The organism is Rhodoplanes elegans, from assembly GCF_016653355.1.
Taxonomy (GTDB): domain Bacteria; phylum Pseudomonadota; class Alphaproteobacteria; order Rhizobiales; family Xanthobacteraceae; genus Rhodoplanes; species Rhodoplanes elegans.
Genome location: NZ_NHSK01000111.1, coordinates 38,539 through 55,878, shown reverse-complemented (window position 1 = coordinate 55,878; position 17,340 = coordinate 38,539). Strand labels below are relative to the sequence as shown.

Genomic DNA, 17,340 nt, shown 5'->3' with positions numbered 1-17,340 from the left:
CGCTCACCCCCGCCTGGGCGGGGGTGAGCGGAGCCCGGAGCCGCGCCGCCCCCGGCCGGCTCCAGGCGTTTCGCCACCGCCTCGATCGGGGCCTCGTCCCGCAGGAAGATCCGAAGGCCCTTCTGCTGCTTGGCGGCGGCCTCGTCCAACAGCTCGACGGTCTGGATGCGGGCCCGCACCTCCTCGCCCTCGGCATTGGCGGCGATGAACAGGAGCACGGCGCGGCCGGGCTCGAGCAGGTCGCGGTACTGCGCGAGCGCCTCGGCGAACAGGATCGCCTCGTAGTGGCCGGACGGGTCACTGAGGCCGATGATCCCCATCTTGTTTCCGGTCTTGGTGCGCCGCTCGGTGCGCGACACCACGGTGGCGCCGAGCCGCCCGGCCGTGGCCCCCGCCTTCACGCTGCGCGAAAACTCGGCCCAGGTCTGCAGGCGCAGACGCTTCAACAGATGCGCGTAGTCGTCGAGCGGATGGCCGGTGAGGAAGAAGCCGATGGCGTCGTATTCGCGCTGCAGCTTCTCGGCCGGCAGCCAGTGCTCGTAGGCCGGGATGCGCAAGGGCTCGGGCGCGGACGCGCCGCCGAAGAAGTCGTTCTGGCCGCTCGCGGCGGCCTCGTGGGTGCGCTGCGCGGTCGCGAGCACGGCCTCGACCGCCGCATGCGCGCGGGCGCGGTCCGGCTCGATGCAGTCGAAGGCGCCGGCGGCGGCGAGGCTTTCGAGCACGCGCTTGTTGACCTGGCGCGGGTCGATGCGGCGGGCGAAGTCGGCGAGATCGCGGAACGGCTTGCCGTCGCGGCCGGCGACGATCGCCTCGACGGCCTGGCGGCCGATGCCCTTGATGGCGGCGAGCGCGTAGAAGATCGTGTTGCCGTCGACGTCGAAGTCGACGCCGGACCGATTCACGGAGGGCGGCGCCACCGTGATGCCGAGCCGCTCGGCCTCCGAGCGGAAGTCGGAGAGCTTGTCGGTGTTGCCCATGTCGAGCGTCATCGACGCGGCCAGGAACTCGACCGGGTAGTTCGCCTTGAGATAGGCGGTCTGATAGGAGACGAGCGCATAGGCGGCCGCGTGGCTCTTGTTGAAGCCGTAGTCGGCGAACTTGGCCAACAGATCGAAGATCATGTCGGCCTGCGCCTTCTCGACGCCGCGCTCCATCGCGCCGTCGACGAAGCGGATGCGCTGCTTGTCCATCTCGGCGCGGATCTTCTTGCCCATGGCGCGGCGCAGAAGGTCGGCCTCGCCGAGCGAGTAGCCGGACAGCGCCTGCGCGATCTGCATCACCTGCTCCTGGTAGATGATGACCCCGAAGGTCTCGCGCAGATACGGCTCCAGCTTGGGATGGACGTATTCGGGCTGCTCGTGCCCGTGTTTTCGGGCGCAATACGTGGGAATGTTCGCCATCGGGCCCGGACGATAAAGCGCGACGAGCGCGATCAGATCCTCGAGCCGGTCGGGCCGCATGTCGACGAGCGCGCGCCGCATGCCCTGGCTTTCCACCTGGAACACGCCGACCGTCTCGCCGCGGGTCAGCATCTCGTAGGTCTTCTTGTCGTCGAGCGGGATGTGGGCGAGGTCGATGGTGATGCCGCGCCGGGCCAGGAGCTTGACGGCGGTGTCGAGCGTCGTGAGCGTCTTCAGGCCGAGGAAGTCGAACTTCACCAGCCCGGCCTGCTCCACCCATTTCATGTTGAACTGGGTGACTGGCATGTCGGATTTGGGGTCGCGATAGAGCGGCACCAGGTGGGAGAGATTGCGGTCGCCGATCACGATGCCGGCGGCGTGCGTCGAGGCGTGACGGTTGAGGCCTTCGAGCGTCTGGGCGATCGCGAAGGCGCGCGCCACGACGGGCTCGGTGTCGCGGGCGGCCTGCAGCTTGGCCTCGCCCTCGATCGCCTCCTTCAGCGTGACGGGCTTGGCCGGGTTCTGCGGGACGAGCTTGCACAGCTTGTCGACCTGGCCGTAGGGCATCTCCAGCACGCGCCCGACGTCGCGCAGCACGCCGCGGGCCTGCAGCGTGCCGAACGTGATGATCTGGGCGACGTGATCACGTCCGTAGCGCTTCTGGACGTAGTCGATCACCTCGCCGCGGCGGTCCTGGCAGAAGTCGATGTCGAAGTCCGGCATCGACACGCGATCCGGATTAAGGAAGCGCTCGAACAGGAGGCCGAAGCGGATCGGGTCGAGGTCCGTGATGGTGAGCGCCCAGGCGACCACCGAGCCGGCGCCCGAGCCGCGGCCCGGCCCGACCGGGATGCCCTGGCTCTTCGCCCACTGGATGAAGTCCGAGACGATCAGGAAGTAGCCGGGGAAGCCCATGCGGGCGATGACGCCGAGCTCGAAGGCGAGGCGCTCGCGATACTCCTCCTCGGTGTGGCCGGGGGCGACGCCGTGCGCCTTCAGCCGCGCCTCGAGCCCCTCGGCGGCACGCGCTCGCACGGTCGCCTCCTCGTCGAGATGCTCGCCCGTCTCGGTGCCGTAATGCGGCAGGATCGGTTTTCGCGTGCGCGGCCTGTACGCACACCTTTGAGCGATCTCGACCGTGGCGGCGAGCGCCTCCGGAAGATCGGCGAACAGCGCCGCCATCTCGGCCCGGGTCTTGAAGCGGTGCTCCGGCGTGAGGTGGCGGCGATCCTCCTCGGCCAGCAGCCGGCCCTCGGCGATGGCGAGCAGCGCGTCGTGCGCCTCGTAATCCTCTGCGCCGGCGAAGAACGGCTGATTGGTGGCGACGAGCGGCAGGCCGCGCGCATAGGCGAGGTCGACCAGCGCCGGCTCGACCAGGCGCTCCGCCGCGGTGCCGTGGCGCTGCAGCTCGACATAGAGGCGGTCGCCGAACAGGCGCTCCAGGGTGGCGAGCCGGCTCGCCGCGAGCGCCCCCTGCCCGGCCGCGATCGCCTTGTCGAGCGGCCCGTCCGGCCCGCCGGTGAGCAGGATCAGCCCGTCGCTGTGCCCCTCCAGCCAACCGATCTCGATGTGCGGCGCCTCGGTCGACGGGGTCTCCAGGAAGGCCCGCGAGTTGAGCCGCATCAGGTTGCCGTAGCCCTGCTCGCGCGCCGCCAGGAGCACGATGCGCGGCAGCGTCCGGGCATGCGGGCCGGCGCGGCCGATGGCACCGCCGGGCTGCTCCTGGTCGCAGAAGTCGACGGCGAGCGAGATCCCGGTGATCGGCTGGATGCCGGAGCCCGAGATCTTCTCGGAGAATTCGAGCGCGCCGAACAGGTTGTCGGTGTCGGTCAGGGCCAGCGCGGGCTGGCGGTCGGCCTTGGCGAGGCCGGCGAGCTTGCCGATCGGTAGCGCGCCTTCGAGCAGCGAATAGGCCGAGTGGACGTGCAGGTGGACGAAGCCCGGGTCCTTGGCGAGCGGCGGCACCGGTGGCGGCGCGGGTGCGATTACGGGCGCACCGCAGGCCGCAGACGCCGCCGCGGCATTCGGCGTCCCGGCATCCGGGACGGACGGGGTCGAGCTCGGTACGGTCACGGCGGCACTCGCAAGGGTCGGCCGGCCGCCCCGCGGCCGTGCGCACGGCCCGACTCGCCGGCCGGGCCCTCCGCCCCCACATTCGCGAACCGCGCGGGCTCCTGTCTACCGACCGCCCGTCGTCACCCACAGCCGCGACGCGGCAATGCCACGCGCCGCCCGACCGTCACCTTCGGCAGCGTCCTCAGATCACCGCGAACAGCTTCGCCCACACGACGAGGGTTCCGACCAGCAGGGTCATCGAGGTCAGGGCTCGCATCAGATCGCTGGCGGCGGCGCGCATGATCGTCTCCCTCGACACCGGAAAAGAACATGACGAGAACACTAGTTCCTTCTCCGTTCTTCTGTCAAGGACGAACGACATGTCGCGGACCGATCTGACGAGCATAAACCCGGCCTCCCTCCGGATGGTTTAACGGCCCCGACTTTTCGCGATTCAATTAATCGAAACGAAAACCGTGGCTGGCATGGTGCGGCCGATCACCCGGCGGTACCCGGAGAAGCGCGAGGAGGCGCAGGTGGAAGAGCGCCGTAGAGCAAGCCGTCTCCGGGTCCTGAAAACAGGCCGGATCGCCACCAGCGACAAGGCGCCCAAGATCGAGTGCGCCGTGCGCAATCTCTCCGACGCCGGCGCCTGCCTGCACGTCCATTCCGGCACCTTCGGCATCCCGCGCGAGTTCGAGCTGGTGATGGACGGCGGCCAGCGTCAGCCGTGCCGGGTGATCTGGCGCACCGAGAACCGGCTGGGTGTCAGCTTCGGTTGACGTCGGACGATCCGAAAAATCGAAGCGTTCCAAAAGTTTGACCGGGATCAATCGAACGTTCGCGATGCGTTCCGCCGGTGGGGGCGAGTAGCGAGTAGCGACCAGGTTTGCGAAGCGGCCGCCGCCGTGAATCCCTATTCGCCATTCGCTATTCGCCCACTCTCCTACTCCAGCTCGATGATCCGGCCGTCCTTCAGGGTGACGCGGCGGTCCATCCGGGCGGCGATGTCGAGATTGTGGGTGGCGATCACGGCCGCGAGGCGCGAGGCGCGCACCAGCTGGGTCAGCGCCCGGAACACGTGCTCCGAGGTCTTGGGATCGAGATTGCCGGTCGGCTCGTCGGCGAGCAGGAGGCGCGGCGCGTTGGCGACCGCGCGGGCGATGGCGACGCGCTGCTGCTCGCCGCCGGACAGCTCGGACGGCCGATGCGGCAGCCGGTCCTTCAGCCCGAGATAGGACAGGAGCTCCTCGGCCCGCGCCTCCGCCTGCTGGCGCGGCAGGCCGCGGATCATCTGCGGCAGCATCACGTTCTCGAGCGCCGTGAACTCGCCGAGCAGGTGGTGGGCCTGGTAGATGAAGCCGACGTCGTTGCGACGGATGCGGGTGCGCTCGCTGTCGGACAGGCCCGAGGTCGGCACGTCGTCGATGAACACCTCGCCGGCGTCCTGGTGCTCCAGGAGCCCGGCGATGTGCAGGAGCGTCGACTTGCCCGAGCCGGACGGCGCGATCAGCGCCACCATCTGGCCGGACCACACGGCGAGCTCGGCGCCTTTCAGCACGTCGAGGACGACGTCGCCCTGCCGGTACTGCCGCTCGACCTGATGCAGGAAGACGACGGGGCTTTCGGTCGCGGCCATGGGGTTGCTTTCGCCTACTCGTACCGGAGCGTGTCGACCGGATCGAGACGGGCCGCGCGCCAGGAGGGATAGAGGGTCGCCAGCAGCGACAGGCCGAGCGCCATCACGACGACCGCGATGGTCTCCGAAGCGTTCATCTCGGCCGGCAGCCTGGAGAGGAAGTAGAGCTCGCGCGGGAACAGGTCCGTCTGCGTCACCCAGGACAGGAACTGGCGGATCGAGTCGATGTTCACGCAGACCAGCGTGCCGACCACGAAGCCGGTGAGCGTGCCGACCACGCCGATCGAGGCGCCGGTGATCAGGAACACCCGCATGATCGCCCCTTGCGTCGCCCCCATGGTGCGCATGATGGCGATGTCCTGGCTCTTGTCCTTCACCAGCATGATCAGGCCCGACACGATGTTGAGCGCGGCGACCAGCACGATGAGGGTGAGGATCAGGAACATGACGTTGCGCTCGACCTGCAGGGCGTTGAAGAAGGTCGAGTTCCGCTGCCGCCAGTCGATCATGTAGATGGGCCGCTGGGCGGCGTCGGCGACCAGCTTGCGGTAGCGGTCGATCGCGTCGGGATCGTTGGTGTAGACCTCGATCGCCGTCACGTCGTTCGAGCGGTTGAAATAGGCCTGCGCCTCGGGCAGCGGCATGAATACGAAGGCGGCGTCGTACTCCGACATGCCGATCTCGAAGACCGCCACCACCTTGTAGGGCTTGATGCGCGGGGTGGTGCCCATCGGCGTGACGGCGCCGCGCGGCGCCACCAGCGTCAGATTGTCGCCGACCTGCAGCGAGAGCTGATCGGCGAGCCGGCGGCCGATGGCGATCCCCTGCCCCTGGTCGAAGCCCTCGAGGGTGCCCTTCTTGATGTTCTTCGACACCGAGGCGAGCTTGTCGAGGTCGGCAGCCCGCATGCCGCGCACCAGCACGCCGTTCGCCGCGAAGGGCGACGAGGCGAGCGCCTGGCCCTCGACGATCGGCGCCGCGAGCCGGATACCCGGCACGGCGGCGATGCGCTGCGCCACCGGATCGAAATCGGTGAGCGGCGATTCGAGCGGCTGGATCAGCAGATGGCCGTTGAGGCCGAGGATCTTGTCCAAGAGCTCGGTGCGGAAGCCGTTCATCACCGCCATCACGATGATCAGGGTCGCGACGCCCAGCATGATGCCGAGGAACGAGAACCCGGCGATCACCGAGATGAATCCCTCCTTCCGCCGGGCGCGCAGATAGCGCAGCGACAGCATCCATTCGAAGGGTGCGAAGGGTCTCGTCCCGGCAGCGTCGGTCATGGCGGCTCTTTCCACGCGGGATTACACCCGATTCTGCCGGATTCGCGAGCCCCGCGTGTGGGTCGCGCCGCGTTACCCGCAGGTTTGATCGGCCCTTCCGATTTCATTGAATTCGGGCGGAATCGGGCCGGGGTGCAAAAGGATGCTCGGGTTCTGAAAACGGCGCCCGTCTTCCCTCTCCCCCCTGCGCGGGGAGAGGTGAAGAGACAGGGCTCACCCCACCGGCGCCAGCCGCTCCAGCACGTCGGCCGGCGACAGGAGCTCGCGGTCGCCGCCGGCGCGGCGCTTCAGCTCGACCTTGCCCTCTTTCAGGCCCTTGGGGCCGACCAGGATCTGCCACGGCACCCCGATCAGATCGAGGGTCGCGAACTTGGAGCCGGGGCGCTCGTCGAGATCGTGATAGAGCACCTCGACGCCGCGCGCCGATAGCGCCTGGTACAGCTCGCCTGCGGCCGCGTCGGTCGCCGCGTCGCCCTGCTTCAGGTTGGCGATGCCGACCCGGAACGGCGCCACCGGCTCCGGCCACACGATGCCGGCCTCGTCGTGCGACGCCTCGATCAGGGCCGCCACCAGCCGGGTCGGGCCGATGCCGTAGGAGCCCATGTGGACCGGCTTCTCGCTGCCGTCCGGATGCGCCACCACGGCCTTCATCGGGGCCGAGTACTTGGTGCCGAAATAGAAGATGTGGCCGACCTCGATGCCGCGCGCCGATACCCGGTCGGCCTCGGGGATGGCCGCGAAGGCGGCCTCGTCGTGCTTCTCCGAGGTCGCGGCATAGTGCGACGTCCAGCGGTCGACGATCGCCTGGATTCGGGCGACATCGTCGAAGTCGACGCCCGCCTCCGGCACCGGCAGGTCGAGATAGTCGCGATGGCAGTAGACCTCGCTCTCGCCGGTCTGCGCCAGGATGATGAACTCGTGGGACAGATTGCCGCCGATCGGGCCGGTGTCGGCGACCATCGGGATCGCCCGCAGGCCGAGCCGCGTGAAGGTCCGCAGATAGGCGACGAACATCTTGTTGTAGGCGTGCTTGGCGCCCTCGTAGTCGAGGTCGAACGAGTAGGCGTCCTTCATCAGGAACTCGCGCCCGCGCATCAGCCCGAATCGCGGCCGCACCTCGTCGCGGAACTTCCACTGCAGGTGATAAAGATTCAGCGGCAAGTCCTTGTACGACCGCACATAAGCGCGGAAGACCTCGGTCACCATCTCCTCGTTGGTGGGACCGTAGAGCATCTCGCGCTCGTGCCGATCCTTGATGCGCAGCATCTCCTTGCCGTAGTCGTCGTAGCGGCCGCTCTCGCGCCACAGCTCGGCCGACTGGATGGTCGGCATCAGCATCTCGATGGCACCCGAGCGGTCCTGCTCCTCGCGGACGATTCGGCAGACCTTGTTCAGGACGCGCAGTCCGAGCGGCAGGAAGGCGTAGATGCCGGCCGATTCCTGCCGGATCATCCCGGCCCGCAGCAGCAGCCGGTGCGACACGATCTCCGCTTCTTTTGGCGTCTCGCGCAGAATCGGCAGGAAAAACCGGGACAGGCGCATGTCGAAACTCCTCGAGGAATGGTGCAGAGAAACCGGATTAGCGTCGAAAATACAAGGGCGATCGAAGACCGGCCGGGATGCCGGCGGCGTTGCTCTCCGGGCACTCGGTTTCGTTTACCAAGACAACTCCTGGGCATGTTGCAGCGCGAGACAACTGGGATGACAAGGCGGAATCCTTTAGCTATGAAACGAACGTCGTTCCTGACGTTCCGGGATTGAAATAATGTTGCGTCAGGAACGTGGTCCAGGTCTGTGGGAGGAAGAGCCAAACGGCGCGCTCGATCGCTGCCGCCCCTAGAACAACATAGCGGGGAAATGGCAAAAAACTCGGCGTAGAAGGCAGGACCGCGGTCCTGCTTTTTTTTTTGCCTGCCTGCCTGACTGCCTGCCTGCCTGCCTGCCGGGCCGGCGGGCCCGGTCGCCAAACCGAACCCTCCGGATTTCGGCTCGTCCCGTCGTCCTGAGGAGCGCCGAAGGCGCGTCTCGAAGGGCGCGGCCCGGGCGCTGCCGGCCGGTCACGCGCCGGGTGGCCTCATGGTTCGAGACGGCCGCTTCGCGGCTTCCTCACCATGAGGAGAAGAGCAAGCCTCCTCACCATGAGGGGGGAGAGAAAGCCTCCTCGCGACGACGGGCGACGGTTGTCCGGGGCGGCGTCAGTGCCGCGGGAACAGGCCCCACAGCGTCGCGAATCGCTCCATGTCGATGGCGCCGCCCGTCACGGCGCCCCAGAAGGCGCCGACCAGCGCCGTGGTGACGAGCGTAGTCCAGCCGGCCTTGGCGAGGAGCCGCGGCGCCGCTGGCGCGCCTGGATCGGTGCCGGGCGAGATGTCGCCGGTCTCGTGCTGCGAGCGCACGCCGAACGGCAGGATCGCGAACAGCACGATCCACCAGGTGACGAAGTAGATGGCCGCAAAGGTCGTCCAGGGCATGGGGGTGAGTGCCCGTCAGGTTCGTAGTGTCGATTCGTCTCGAAGCGATCGCCAAGGGCAGACAGCCACCCTCTCCCTGAGGGAGAGGGTCGGGCGCGAGCGCAGCTCGCGACCGAGGTGAGGGTTTACGGAGCAGTTGGAGAACTCGGCACCCCCTCACCCGGATCGCGCGCCGATGCGCGAGATCCGACCTCTCCCCGCTGGGGAGAGGTGTGAGCAACGTCCCTGCCTTCTACGCCTGCTCGAGCTCGACGAGCGTGCCGTTGAAGTCCTTCGGGTGGAGGAACAGCACCGGCTTGCCGTGGGCGCCGATCTTCGGGTTGCCGTCGCCGAGCACGCGGGCGCCGCCGGCCTTGAGCCGGTCGCGGGCCGCGAGGATGTCGTCGACCTCGTAGCAGATGTGGTGGATGCCGCCGTCCGGGCTCTTCTCCAGGAACTTGGCGATCGGCGAGTTCTCGCCGAGCGGATGCAAGAGCTCGACCTTGGTGTTGGGCAGCTCGATGAACACCACGGTGACGCCGTGGGCCGGCTGCGGCAGCGGCTCGGAGACCTTCGCCCCCATGGTCTCGCGGTAGAGCTTGCAGGCCTTCTCCAGATCGCCCACGGCGATCGCGACATGGTTGAGACGTCCGATCATGTCGGTCCCCTTTGGCTGGCGTCGCGGACCACCCGCGCGGCCGTTGCCCCTTTATGCCCGATCGCGGCCGGTCAGACTGTCAGTACGTGTACGAGGCAGAGCGGCTTCTTGCCCCAGGACGCCGCAATGCCGCCCCGCACCGCGCGCCGCACCGCCTCGGCGACCGTGTCCGGGTCGCGCCGGCGGGCGCGCGGCAGATGCTCGACCGTCTCCAGCGCGGTCTGTACGGCCTGCGCCGCGAAGCTCTTGCCGCGGCCGTCGTTCTCCGGGATGCCGATCAGCTCGACCTCCGGGTCGGAGCAGAGCGTGCCGGTCTCGTCGAGCGCGAGCGCGACCGACACGACCCCGACGAAGCCGAGCCGCCGGCGGTCCGCGACCGTGCGGGCCTCGGCCTCGACGATGAGATAACCGTCCTTGTAGAGGCGGCCCTGCGGCACCTCGTCGACGATGCCGGCCGGCCCCGGCGCGAGGCGCACGAGGTCGCCGTTGCGGCAGCCGACGACCTCGGGCACGCCGAGCGAGCGGGCGAGCTTCGCATGCGCCGCGAGGTGCAGGGGCTCGCCGTGGACCGGAATCATGATGCTCGGCTTCACCCAGCCGAGCAGCTCCTTCAGCTCGTCGCGGCGCGGATGGCCCGAGACATGGACGAGATGATCGCGCTCGGTGATCACCTCCACGCCCTGAGCGACCAGGCCGTTGATGATCTTGTTCACGGCCTTCTCGTTGCCGGGAATCGTGCGCGACGAGAAGATCACCTGGTCGCCCTTGGCGAGACCGATCTCGGGATGCGAGTCGGAGGCGATGCGGGCGAGCGCGGCGCGCGGCTCGCCCTGGCTGCCCGTGCACAACGCGACCACCTTGTCGCGGGGGAAGTAGCCGTAGTTCGAGGCGGAGCGGAACTCCGGCACGCCGTCGAGATGGCCGGTCTCGCGTGCCACCTGGACGACACGTTCCATGGCACGGCCGACCAGCACGACTTCGCGGCCGCAGTCGCGGGCGGCGAGCGCGATCGAGCGGATGCGCGCGACATGCGACGCGAAGGTGGTGATGGCGACGCGCTGGGGCGCCGCGGCGATCAGCTTCGCCAGCGTCGCGCCGACCTCGCTCTCGGAGGGCGAGCGGCCGTCGCGCACCGCGTTGGTCGAGTCGCCGACCAGGGCGAGGCACCCTTCCTCGCCGAGCCGGCGCAGCCGCGCCTCGTCGGTCGCCGGGCCGACCACGGGCGTCGGGTCGAGCTTCCAGTCGCCGGTGTGCAGGACCTTGCCGAGCGGCGTGCCGATGATCAGGGCGTTCGACTCGGGGATCGAATGCGACATCGAGCAGAGCTCGACCGTGAACGGGCCGAGCTTGATCGTGCCGCCGAGCGGCACGACGTTGACGGGAATCTCCGGCGCGCCGGGCTCCGCCTGGCGCTTCGCCTCGAACAGCGCGGCCGTGAAGGGCGTCGCGAAGATCGGCACCTTCAGGCGCGGCCACAGGTCGATGATGGCGCCGAAATGGTCCTCGTGGCCGTGGGTGAGGATCAGGCCGTGAAGGCTCTTGCGCTCCTCCAGCAGGAATCGGATGTCCGGCATCACGAGATCGACGCCCGGCAGATCCTCGCCGCCCCCGAAGGACACGCCGAGATCGACCGCGATCCAGGCTTTCTTCCGGCCGCTGCCGTAGCCGTAGACGGAGAGATTCATCCCGATCTCGCCGACCCCGCCGAGCGGGGCGTAGACGAGCTCGTCGGCCTTGGTGATCATGCGTCGCGCCGGTTCGAGGGGAGCGCGTCCGGCCGGTGAAGCGGAAACACGTCGCCGGCGGCGATCTTCTGGACGCCCTCGTCACCGGTGATTAGCAGATTCCCGTGGCCGTCGATGGTCTCGAATCGCCCGGCCGTCTCGGTCCCCTCGAATCGCACCATCAGCGGGGTCCCGGGCACCGGTCCGCGGGCGAGCCACGCGTCGCGAATCGAGGCGAAGCCGCGGCTGCGGTCCCATTCGGCGAGACGCGCCCGCATGGCGCCGGCGAGCGCCAGGAACACGGCGGCCGGGCTCGCCGCGGCGCCCTCGGCGGCGAGGTCGGTCGCCGGATAGAGCGTGTCGTCGGGATGATGGGCGCAGTTGATCCCGATGCCGACCACCACCACGAGGCCGTGCCGGGTCTCGCCTTCGACCAGAATGCCGGAGAGCTTCCTGCCGCCGCACAGGAGGTCGTTCGGCCACTTCAGCGTCAGCCGGGGCGCGAGCGACGGCGCGACGGCGCAGACCGCGTCGTGCACGGCGAGCGCCGTGACGAAAGAGATCTGCGAGGCTTCCGGGATCGGCGCCGGATCGGCCAGCAACAGGCTCGCGAACAGGTTACCCGACGCCGACGTCCAGGCACGGCCACGCCGCCCCCGCCCCGCGCTCTGGCGTTCGGCCGTGATCCACACCGGCCCGGTCTCGCCATCGCGGGCGCGCCGCAGCGCCTCGGCGTTGGTGGAGTCGATCGCCTGGAAGGCGAGGTGCGGGATGTCGGCGGCGCCGAGTCCGAGCGTCGTGCCGGTGATGAAAGCGTCTGGCAAGCCGCCCGCCCTCTCTCCGTCATCCTGAGGCGCCCGGCGAAGCCGGGCCTCGAAGGATGCGGCCGCAGCGCTTCGGCCGTCGCCCTTCGAGGCTCGCCTGCGGCGAGCACCTCAGGGTGACGGTTCGGCGCTCAGTTCATCAGAACAGCGACTTCGCCGCCGCCGAGGCGGCGTCGACCAGCGGGGCCGGCCAGACGAAGAACAGGAGGACGAACAGCCCGGTCACGGTGAGCACCACGCCGAGCTCGCCGCGCATCGGCGAGAGCGCCGGCGCCGGCTCGTCGAAATACATCACCTTGACGATGGCGAGATAGTAGTAGGCGCCCACGACGCTCGTCACCACGCCGATGACGGCGAGCGCATAGAGGCCGGCGTTCACGGCGGCGAGGAACACGTAGAACTTGGCGAAGAAACCGGCGAGCGGCGGGACGCCGGCGAGCGAGAACATCATCATGCCGAGCAGGAAGGCGACTCCGGGCTTGGTGCGCGCGAGGCCCGCGAGATCGGAAATGTTCTCGACCGGCCCCTCCTCCCGCTTCATCGCGATGATGCAGGCGAAGGTGCCGAGCGTCATGGCGACATAGATGGCCATGTAGATCAGCACGCCCTGGACGCCTTCGGCCGTGCCGGCGGCGAGCCCGATCAGCGCGAAGCCCATATGGCCGATCGACGAGTAGGCCATCAGCCGCTTGATGTTGGTCTGGCCGATCGCCGCGAAGGAGCCGAGCGCCATCGAGGCGATCGAGACGAACACGACGATCTGCTGCCACTGCGGCACCACGGTCGGGAACGCCGTGGTGGCGAGCCGGACGAACACGGCCATGGCGGCGACCTTCGGCGCGGCGGCGAAGAACGCCGTGATCGGCGTCGGCGCGCCCTCGTAGACGTCGGGCGTCCACATGTGGAACGGCACCGCCGAGATCTTGAAGCACAGGCCGGCGAGCAGGAAGACGAGCCCGAAGGTGAGCCCCACCCCGCCCGCGGCCGCGCCCTGCGCGATCCCGGCGAAGGTGACGCTGCCGGTCGAGCCGTAGACCAGCGAGGCGCCGTAAAGCAGCATGCCCGACGACAGCGCGCCGAGGACGAAGTACTTCAGCCCGGCCTCGGTCGACTTCAGCTTGTCACGATCGATCGCGGCGACGACGTAGAGCGACAGGCTCATCAGCTCGAGCCCGAGATAGAGCGCGATCAGGTCGCCGGCCGAGATCAGCATCAGCATGCCGGTGGTGGCGAGCACGATCAGCACCGGATACTCGAAGCGCGCCCGGTCCGGCGACGACAGGAACTCGCCCGACATCACGATCGCGACGGCCGAGCCGATCAGCGCCAGCAGCTTGAAGAACTTCGCATACGGGTCGAGCACGAAGCTGCCGCCGAAGGTGGTCTGTGTCTCGGCCGGCATCAGCGCGACGACGACGCCCGCCGCGATCAGCAGCATGACGGCGAAGCCCGAGACGGCGCCGGTCGACTGATTTCCCCGGAAGGCGCCCATCAGGATCAGCACCATGGCGCCGGCCGCGAGCACGATCTCGGGCATGGCCGGGTAGAGGGCGGGAAGCTCGGCGAGGTTGTTCATCGGGATGCCGTTCTTGTCCGGTCAGCGGCCGAGGGCGGCGGCGGTCTTGGTGGCGATCTCGGAGGCGGTCGAGGCAGCGGACTTGCCGGCGATCTCGGGCGCCGCGCCGGCGGCGGTCTTGATCGCGTCCTGATAGTCCTGCACGAGCGCCTGGATCGAGGCCGCCGACATGTCTATGACGGGCTTCGGGTAGACGCCGAACCAGATCGTCAGGACGATGAGCGGCGCGAAGATCGCGATCTCGCGCGGCTCGACGTCGCGGATATGCGCGAGCGACGGCTTCTCCAGCGCCCCGAACACCACCTTGCGGTAGAGCCACAGCGCGTAGCAGGCCGACAGGATGATGCCGAAGCTGGCGAAGAACGCGACCCAGGTGTTGACCTGGAAGGCGCCCATCAGGGTGAGGAACTCGCCAATGAAGCCCGACGTGCCCGGCAGGCCGACATTGGCCAGCGTGAAGATCATGAAGATCGTCGCGTAGACGGGCATGCGGTTGACGAGGCCGCCATAGGCGGCGATCTCGCGGGTGTGCATGCGGTCGTAGATGACGCCGACGCAGAGGAACAGCGCGCCCGACACGATGCCGTGCGAGATCATCTGGAAGACGCTGCCGGCGATGCCCTGCTGGTTGCCGGCGAAGATGCCCATCGTGACGAAGCCCATATGGGCGACCGACGAGTAGGCGATCAGCTTCTTGACGTCCTCCTGCATGAGGGCGACGAGCGACGTGTAGACGATCGCCACCACCGAGAGGACGAACACCATCGGCGCGAAGAACTCCGACGCCTCCGGGAACATCGGCAGCGAGAAGCGCAGGAAGCCGTAGCCGCCCATCTTCAGGAGCACGGCGGCCAGCACCACGGAGCCGGCCGTCGGGGCCTCGACGTGGGCGTCCGGCAGCCAGGTGTGCACCGGCCACATCGGCATCTTCACCGCGAAGGAGGCGAAGAAGGCGAGCCACGCCCAGGTCTGCAGATTGCGCGGGAAGTCGTGCGCGAGCAGCGTCGGGATGTCGGTCGTGCCGGCGTTGCCGTACATCGCCATGATGGCGAGCAGCATCAGCACCGAGCCGAGCAACGTGTAGAGGAAGAACTTGAAGCTCGCATAGACGCGGCGCGGACCGCCCCACACCCCGATGATCAGGAACATCGGGATCAGGCCGCCTTCGAAGAACAGGTAGAAGACGACGACGTCGAGAGCCGCGAAGGTGCCGGTCATCATGGTCTCGAGCACCAGGAACGCGACCATGTACTCCTTCACGCGCTTCTGGATCGGCTTCCAGCTGGCGACGATGCACAAGGGCATCAGCGCCGTGGTGAGGATCACGAAGGGCAGCGAGATGCCGTCGACGCCGACGTGGTAGCTGATGGTGCCGGCGAGCCAGGGAGCCTTCTCGGCGAACTGGAACTCGGTCGAGCCGGCGTCGAAGCGCCAGACCATGACGAGCGACACCGCGAAGGTGATCACGGTCGTCCACAGCGCGATCCAGCGCGCGTTGGTCTTCACCGAGTCGTCCTCGGCGCGCAGCATCATAATCAGCAGCGCGCCGAGGAGCGGCAGGAAGATGGTGACGGAAAGGACGGGCCAGCTGGCCATCACCGGGCTCCCCAGATCATGAACCACGTCACGAAGGCCGACACGCCGATCAGCATCGCGAAGGCGTAGTGGTAGAGATAGCCGGTCTGCAGCCGGATCACGTTGCGGGTGACGTCGATCACCCGGGCCGAGACGCCGTCCGGCCCGAGCCCGTCGATGATCGCCCCGTCACCCTGCTTCCACAGGGTGCGGCCGAGCCACATCGCGGGCCGCACGAAGATCAGGTCGTAGAGCTCGTCGAAGTACCACTTGTTCAGGAGGAACAGGTAGATCGGCTTGAGCCCCTTGGCGAGCGCGCGCGGGATCGACGGCGCCTTGATGTAAAACAGCCAGGCGATCGCGAAGCCGGCGACCATCATCACGGTCGGCAGATAGACGACCCAAGTGGGCACGTGGTGCATCTCGCCCAGGATGTCGCCGACGACGATCGAGTTGCGGAAGAACTCCTTCACGCCGTCGCCCGCGAAGGCCTCCTTGAACGGCACCCCGGCGAGGATCGAGCCGGCGGCGAGCACGCCGAGCGGGATCAGCATCGGCAGCGGGCTCTCGTGCGCCTTGTCGTAGTGGTGCCGGTCGTGCGGCGCGCCGTGGAAGGTCTTGAACACCAGGCGCCAGGAGTAGAACGAGGTGAGCGCCGCCGCCGCCACGGTGCACACGAAGGCGTAGAGCGCCATCGGGTTGTGATGGCCGTGCTCGCTCGCGAAGGCCGCCTCGATGATGGCGTCCTTGGAGAAGTAGCCGGCGGTGAGCGGGAAGCCGGTGAGCGCCAGCGTGCCGACCAGCATCATGCAGTAGGTGAACGGGATCTTCAGGCGCAGCCCGCCCATCCGGCGGATGTCCTGCTCGTGATGCATCGCGACGATCACCGAGCCCGAACCCAAGAACAGGAGCGCCTTGAAGAAGGCATGCGTGAACAGGTGGTACATGCCGACCGAGTAGGCGCCGACGCCCATGGCGACGAACATGTAGCCGAGCTGCGAGCAGGTCGAGTAGGCGACGATGCGCTTGATGTCGTTCTGCACGAGGCCGATCGTCGCCGCGAACAGCGCCGTGGTGGCGCCGATGAAGGTGACGACGGCGAGCGCCACGGGTGCGAGCTCGAACAGCGGCGACAGGCGCGCCACCATGAACACGCCGGCCGTCACCATGGTGGCGGCGTGGATCAGGGCCGAGACCGGGGTCGGGCCCTCCATGGCGTCGGGCAGCCAGGTGTGCAGCAGGAACTGCGCCGACTTGCCCATCGCGCCCATGAACAAGAGGAGGCAGATCACGGTGAGCGCGTCGAGATCCCAGCTCAGGAAGTGGATCGTCTTGCCGACCAGCGACGGCGCCTGGGCGAAGACGGTGTCGAAGTCGACCGCCGCCGTCATCACGAACACGGCGAAGATGCCGAGCATGAAGCCGAAGTCGCCGACCCGGTTGACCACGAAGGCCTTGATGGCGGCCGCGCAGGCCGACGGCTTCTTGTACCAGAAGCCGATCAGCAGATAGCTCGCGAGGCCGACGCCCTCCCAGCCGAAGAACAGCTGGACCAGGTTGTCGGCCGTCACCAGCATCAGCATCGCGAAGGTGAACAGCGACAGGTAGCCGAAGAAGCGCGGCCGGTCCGGATCGTCGACCATGTAGCCGATCGAATAGAGATGGACGAGCGCCGACACGGTGGTGACGACCACCAGCATCACGGCGGTCAGGCTGTCGACGCGCAGCGCCCACTCGACCTTGAGGTCGCCGGAGAGGATCCACGGGGCGATCGCCTCGCGCACCTCCGCGCCGCCGAAGCCGACGCGGGCGAAGGCGATCCACGACAGCGCCATGGAGACGAACAACAGGACGGTCGTCACCACCTCGGCGGCGCGCGAACCGGGCGCCGCAGGCTCGGCGTGGTGATGGTCGTCGTGGCCGCCATGCGCGGCGCCGTGCGCACCGTGCGAATGCTCGTCGTGCGACACGTGGACGGCGGTGTGGCTGCCGTGCGGATCGGGGGCGCCCGAGCCGTGCGGCACCGCGTGCGCGTGCTCCTCGTCCGGCGCGGGATACCCGCCCGGATGGAGCGTGCGGGCGCCGACGATGGCGATCGCGGCGGCGATCAGGAAGCCCAGCAGGGGCAGGAAGACGATGGCCTGGTACATCGCGCC

Annotated in this window: 11 protein-coding genes and 1 pseudogene; 1 reads left to right on the top strand and 11 read right to left on the bottom strand. The window is 68.4% G+C overall.

The genetic code is table 11. From position 1 onward, the window contains the following. A partial coding sequence (gene dnaE, locus CCR97_RS14630; protein ID WP_201159596.1) for a DNA polymerase III subunit alpha occupies positions 1–3,365 on the bottom strand: 3,365 nt, incomplete at its 3' end. A gap of 575 nt (positions 3,366–3,940) precedes the next feature. Here dnaE and CCR97_RS14625 point away from each other — a divergent pair. Beyond that, positions 3,941–4,237 (top strand): PilZ domain-containing protein, encoded by a 297-nt coding sequence (locus tag CCR97_RS14625; RefSeq protein WP_207199471.1) that lies wholly within the window; start codon positions 3,941–3,943, stop codon positions 4,235–4,237. A 164-nt stretch (positions 4,238–4,401) separates the two neighbouring features. On the opposite strand, the gene CCR97_RS14620 is transcribed toward CCR97_RS14625, so the two are convergent. The 10 genes and pseudogenes from CCR97_RS14620 to nuoL form a co-directional block, all read right to left on the bottom strand. Then, positions 4,402–5,094, bottom strand: coding sequence for an ABC transporter ATP-binding protein (locus CCR97_RS14620; protein ID WP_111358443.1), 693 nt, complete (start codon positions 5,092–5,094; stop codon positions 4,402–4,404). Between the two features lie 14 nt (positions 5,095–5,108). Continuing rightward, the gene (locus CCR97_RS14615) at positions 5,109–6,377 is read right to left on the bottom strand and encodes a lipoprotein-releasing ABC transporter permease subunit (protein ID WP_111358442.1); all 1,269 of its coding nucleotides are present in this window, start codon (positions 6,375–6,377) and stop codon (positions 5,109–5,111) included. A 213-nt stretch (positions 6,378–6,590) separates the two neighbouring features. Then, positions 6,591–7,919, bottom strand: a complete 1,329-nt coding sequence (proS, locus tag CCR97_RS14610) for a proline--tRNA ligase (protein WP_111358441.1) — start codon at positions 7,917–7,919, stop codon at positions 6,591–6,593. A 653-nt stretch (positions 7,920–8,572) separates the two neighbouring features. Then, positions 8,573–8,848 carry a DUF1467 family protein gene (locus CCR97_RS14605; protein ID WP_111358440.1) on the bottom strand — a complete coding sequence of 92 codons (276 nt, stop codon included), beginning with the start codon at positions 8,846–8,848 and terminating at the stop codon, positions 8,573–8,575. Positions 8,849–9,080: 232 nt separating this feature from the next. Beyond that, positions 9,081–9,485: a methylmalonyl-CoA epimerase gene (gene mce / locus CCR97_RS14600; RefSeq protein ID WP_111360167.1), complete on the bottom strand. Its 405-nt coding sequence runs from the start codon at positions 9,483–9,485 to the stop codon at positions 9,081–9,083. Positions 9,486–9,556: 71 nt separating this feature from the next. Further along, positions 9,557–11,227 (bottom strand): ribonuclease J, encoded by a 1,671-nt coding sequence (locus CCR97_RS14595; RefSeq protein ID WP_170146074.1) that lies wholly within the window; start codon positions 11,225–11,227, stop codon positions 9,557–9,559. Next, positions 11,227–12,033: a biotin--[acetyl-CoA-carboxylase] ligase gene (locus tag CCR97_RS14590; protein WP_207199470.1), complete on the bottom strand. Its 807-nt coding sequence runs from the start codon at positions 12,031–12,033 to the stop codon at positions 11,227–11,229. Before CCR97_RS14590 ends, CCR97_RS14595 begins: the two co-directional genes overlap by 1 nt. Before the next feature lie 139 nt (positions 12,034–12,172). Continuing rightward, on the bottom strand, positions 12,173–13,609 hold the full coding sequence (nuoN, locus tag CCR97_RS14585; RefSeq protein WP_111359290.1) for an NADH-quinone oxidoreductase subunit NuoN: 1,437 nt from the start codon (positions 13,607–13,609) through the stop codon (positions 12,173–12,175). Positions 13,610–13,708: 99 nt separating this feature from the next. Beyond that, positions 13,709–15,205: pseudogene (locus CCR97_RS14580) on the bottom strand (NADH-quinone oxidoreductase subunit M); the annotation flags it as partial. Further along, positions 15,205–17,334: an NADH-quinone oxidoreductase subunit L gene (gene nuoL / locus CCR97_RS14575; RefSeq protein ID WP_111359288.1), complete on the bottom strand. Its 2,130-nt coding sequence runs from the start codon at positions 17,332–17,334 to the stop codon at positions 15,205–15,207. The pseudogene CCR97_RS14580 and the gene nuoL, both read right to left, overlap by 1 nt. Positions 17,335–17,340: the final 6 nt, after the last annotated feature.

Excerpts from the sequence above, each read along its gene's own strand:
- CCR97_RS14625 (WP_207199471.1), top strand. The coding sequence starts at position 3,941 with ATGGTGCGGCCGATCACCCGGCGGTACCCGGAGAAGCGCGAGGAGGCG.
- CCR97_RS14620 (WP_111358443.1), bottom strand. The coding sequence starts at position 5,094 with ATGGCCGCGACCGAAAGCCCCGTCGTCTTCCTGCATCAGGTCGAGCGG.
- CCR97_RS14615 (WP_111358442.1), bottom strand. The coding sequence starts at position 6,377 with ATGACCGACGCTGCCGGGACGAGACCCTTCGCACCCTTCGAATGGATG.
- proS (WP_111358441.1), bottom strand. The coding sequence starts at position 7,919 with ATGCGCCTGTCCCGGTTTTTCCTGCCGATTCTGCGCGAGACGCCAAAA.
- CCR97_RS14605 (WP_111358440.1), bottom strand. The coding sequence starts at position 8,848 with ATGCCCTGGACGACCTTTGCGGCCATCTACTTCGTCACCTGGTGGATC.
- mce (WP_111360167.1), bottom strand. The coding sequence starts at position 9,485 with ATGATCGGACGTCTCAACCATGTCGCGATCGCCGTGGGCGATCTGGAG.
- nuoN (WP_111359290.1), bottom strand. The coding sequence starts at position 13,609 with ATGAACAACCTCGCCGAGCTTCCCGCCCTCTACCCGGCCATGCCCGAG.
- nuoL (WP_111359288.1), bottom strand. The coding sequence starts at position 17,334 with ATGTACCAGGCCATCGTCTTCCTGCCCCTGCTGGGCTTCCTGATCGCC.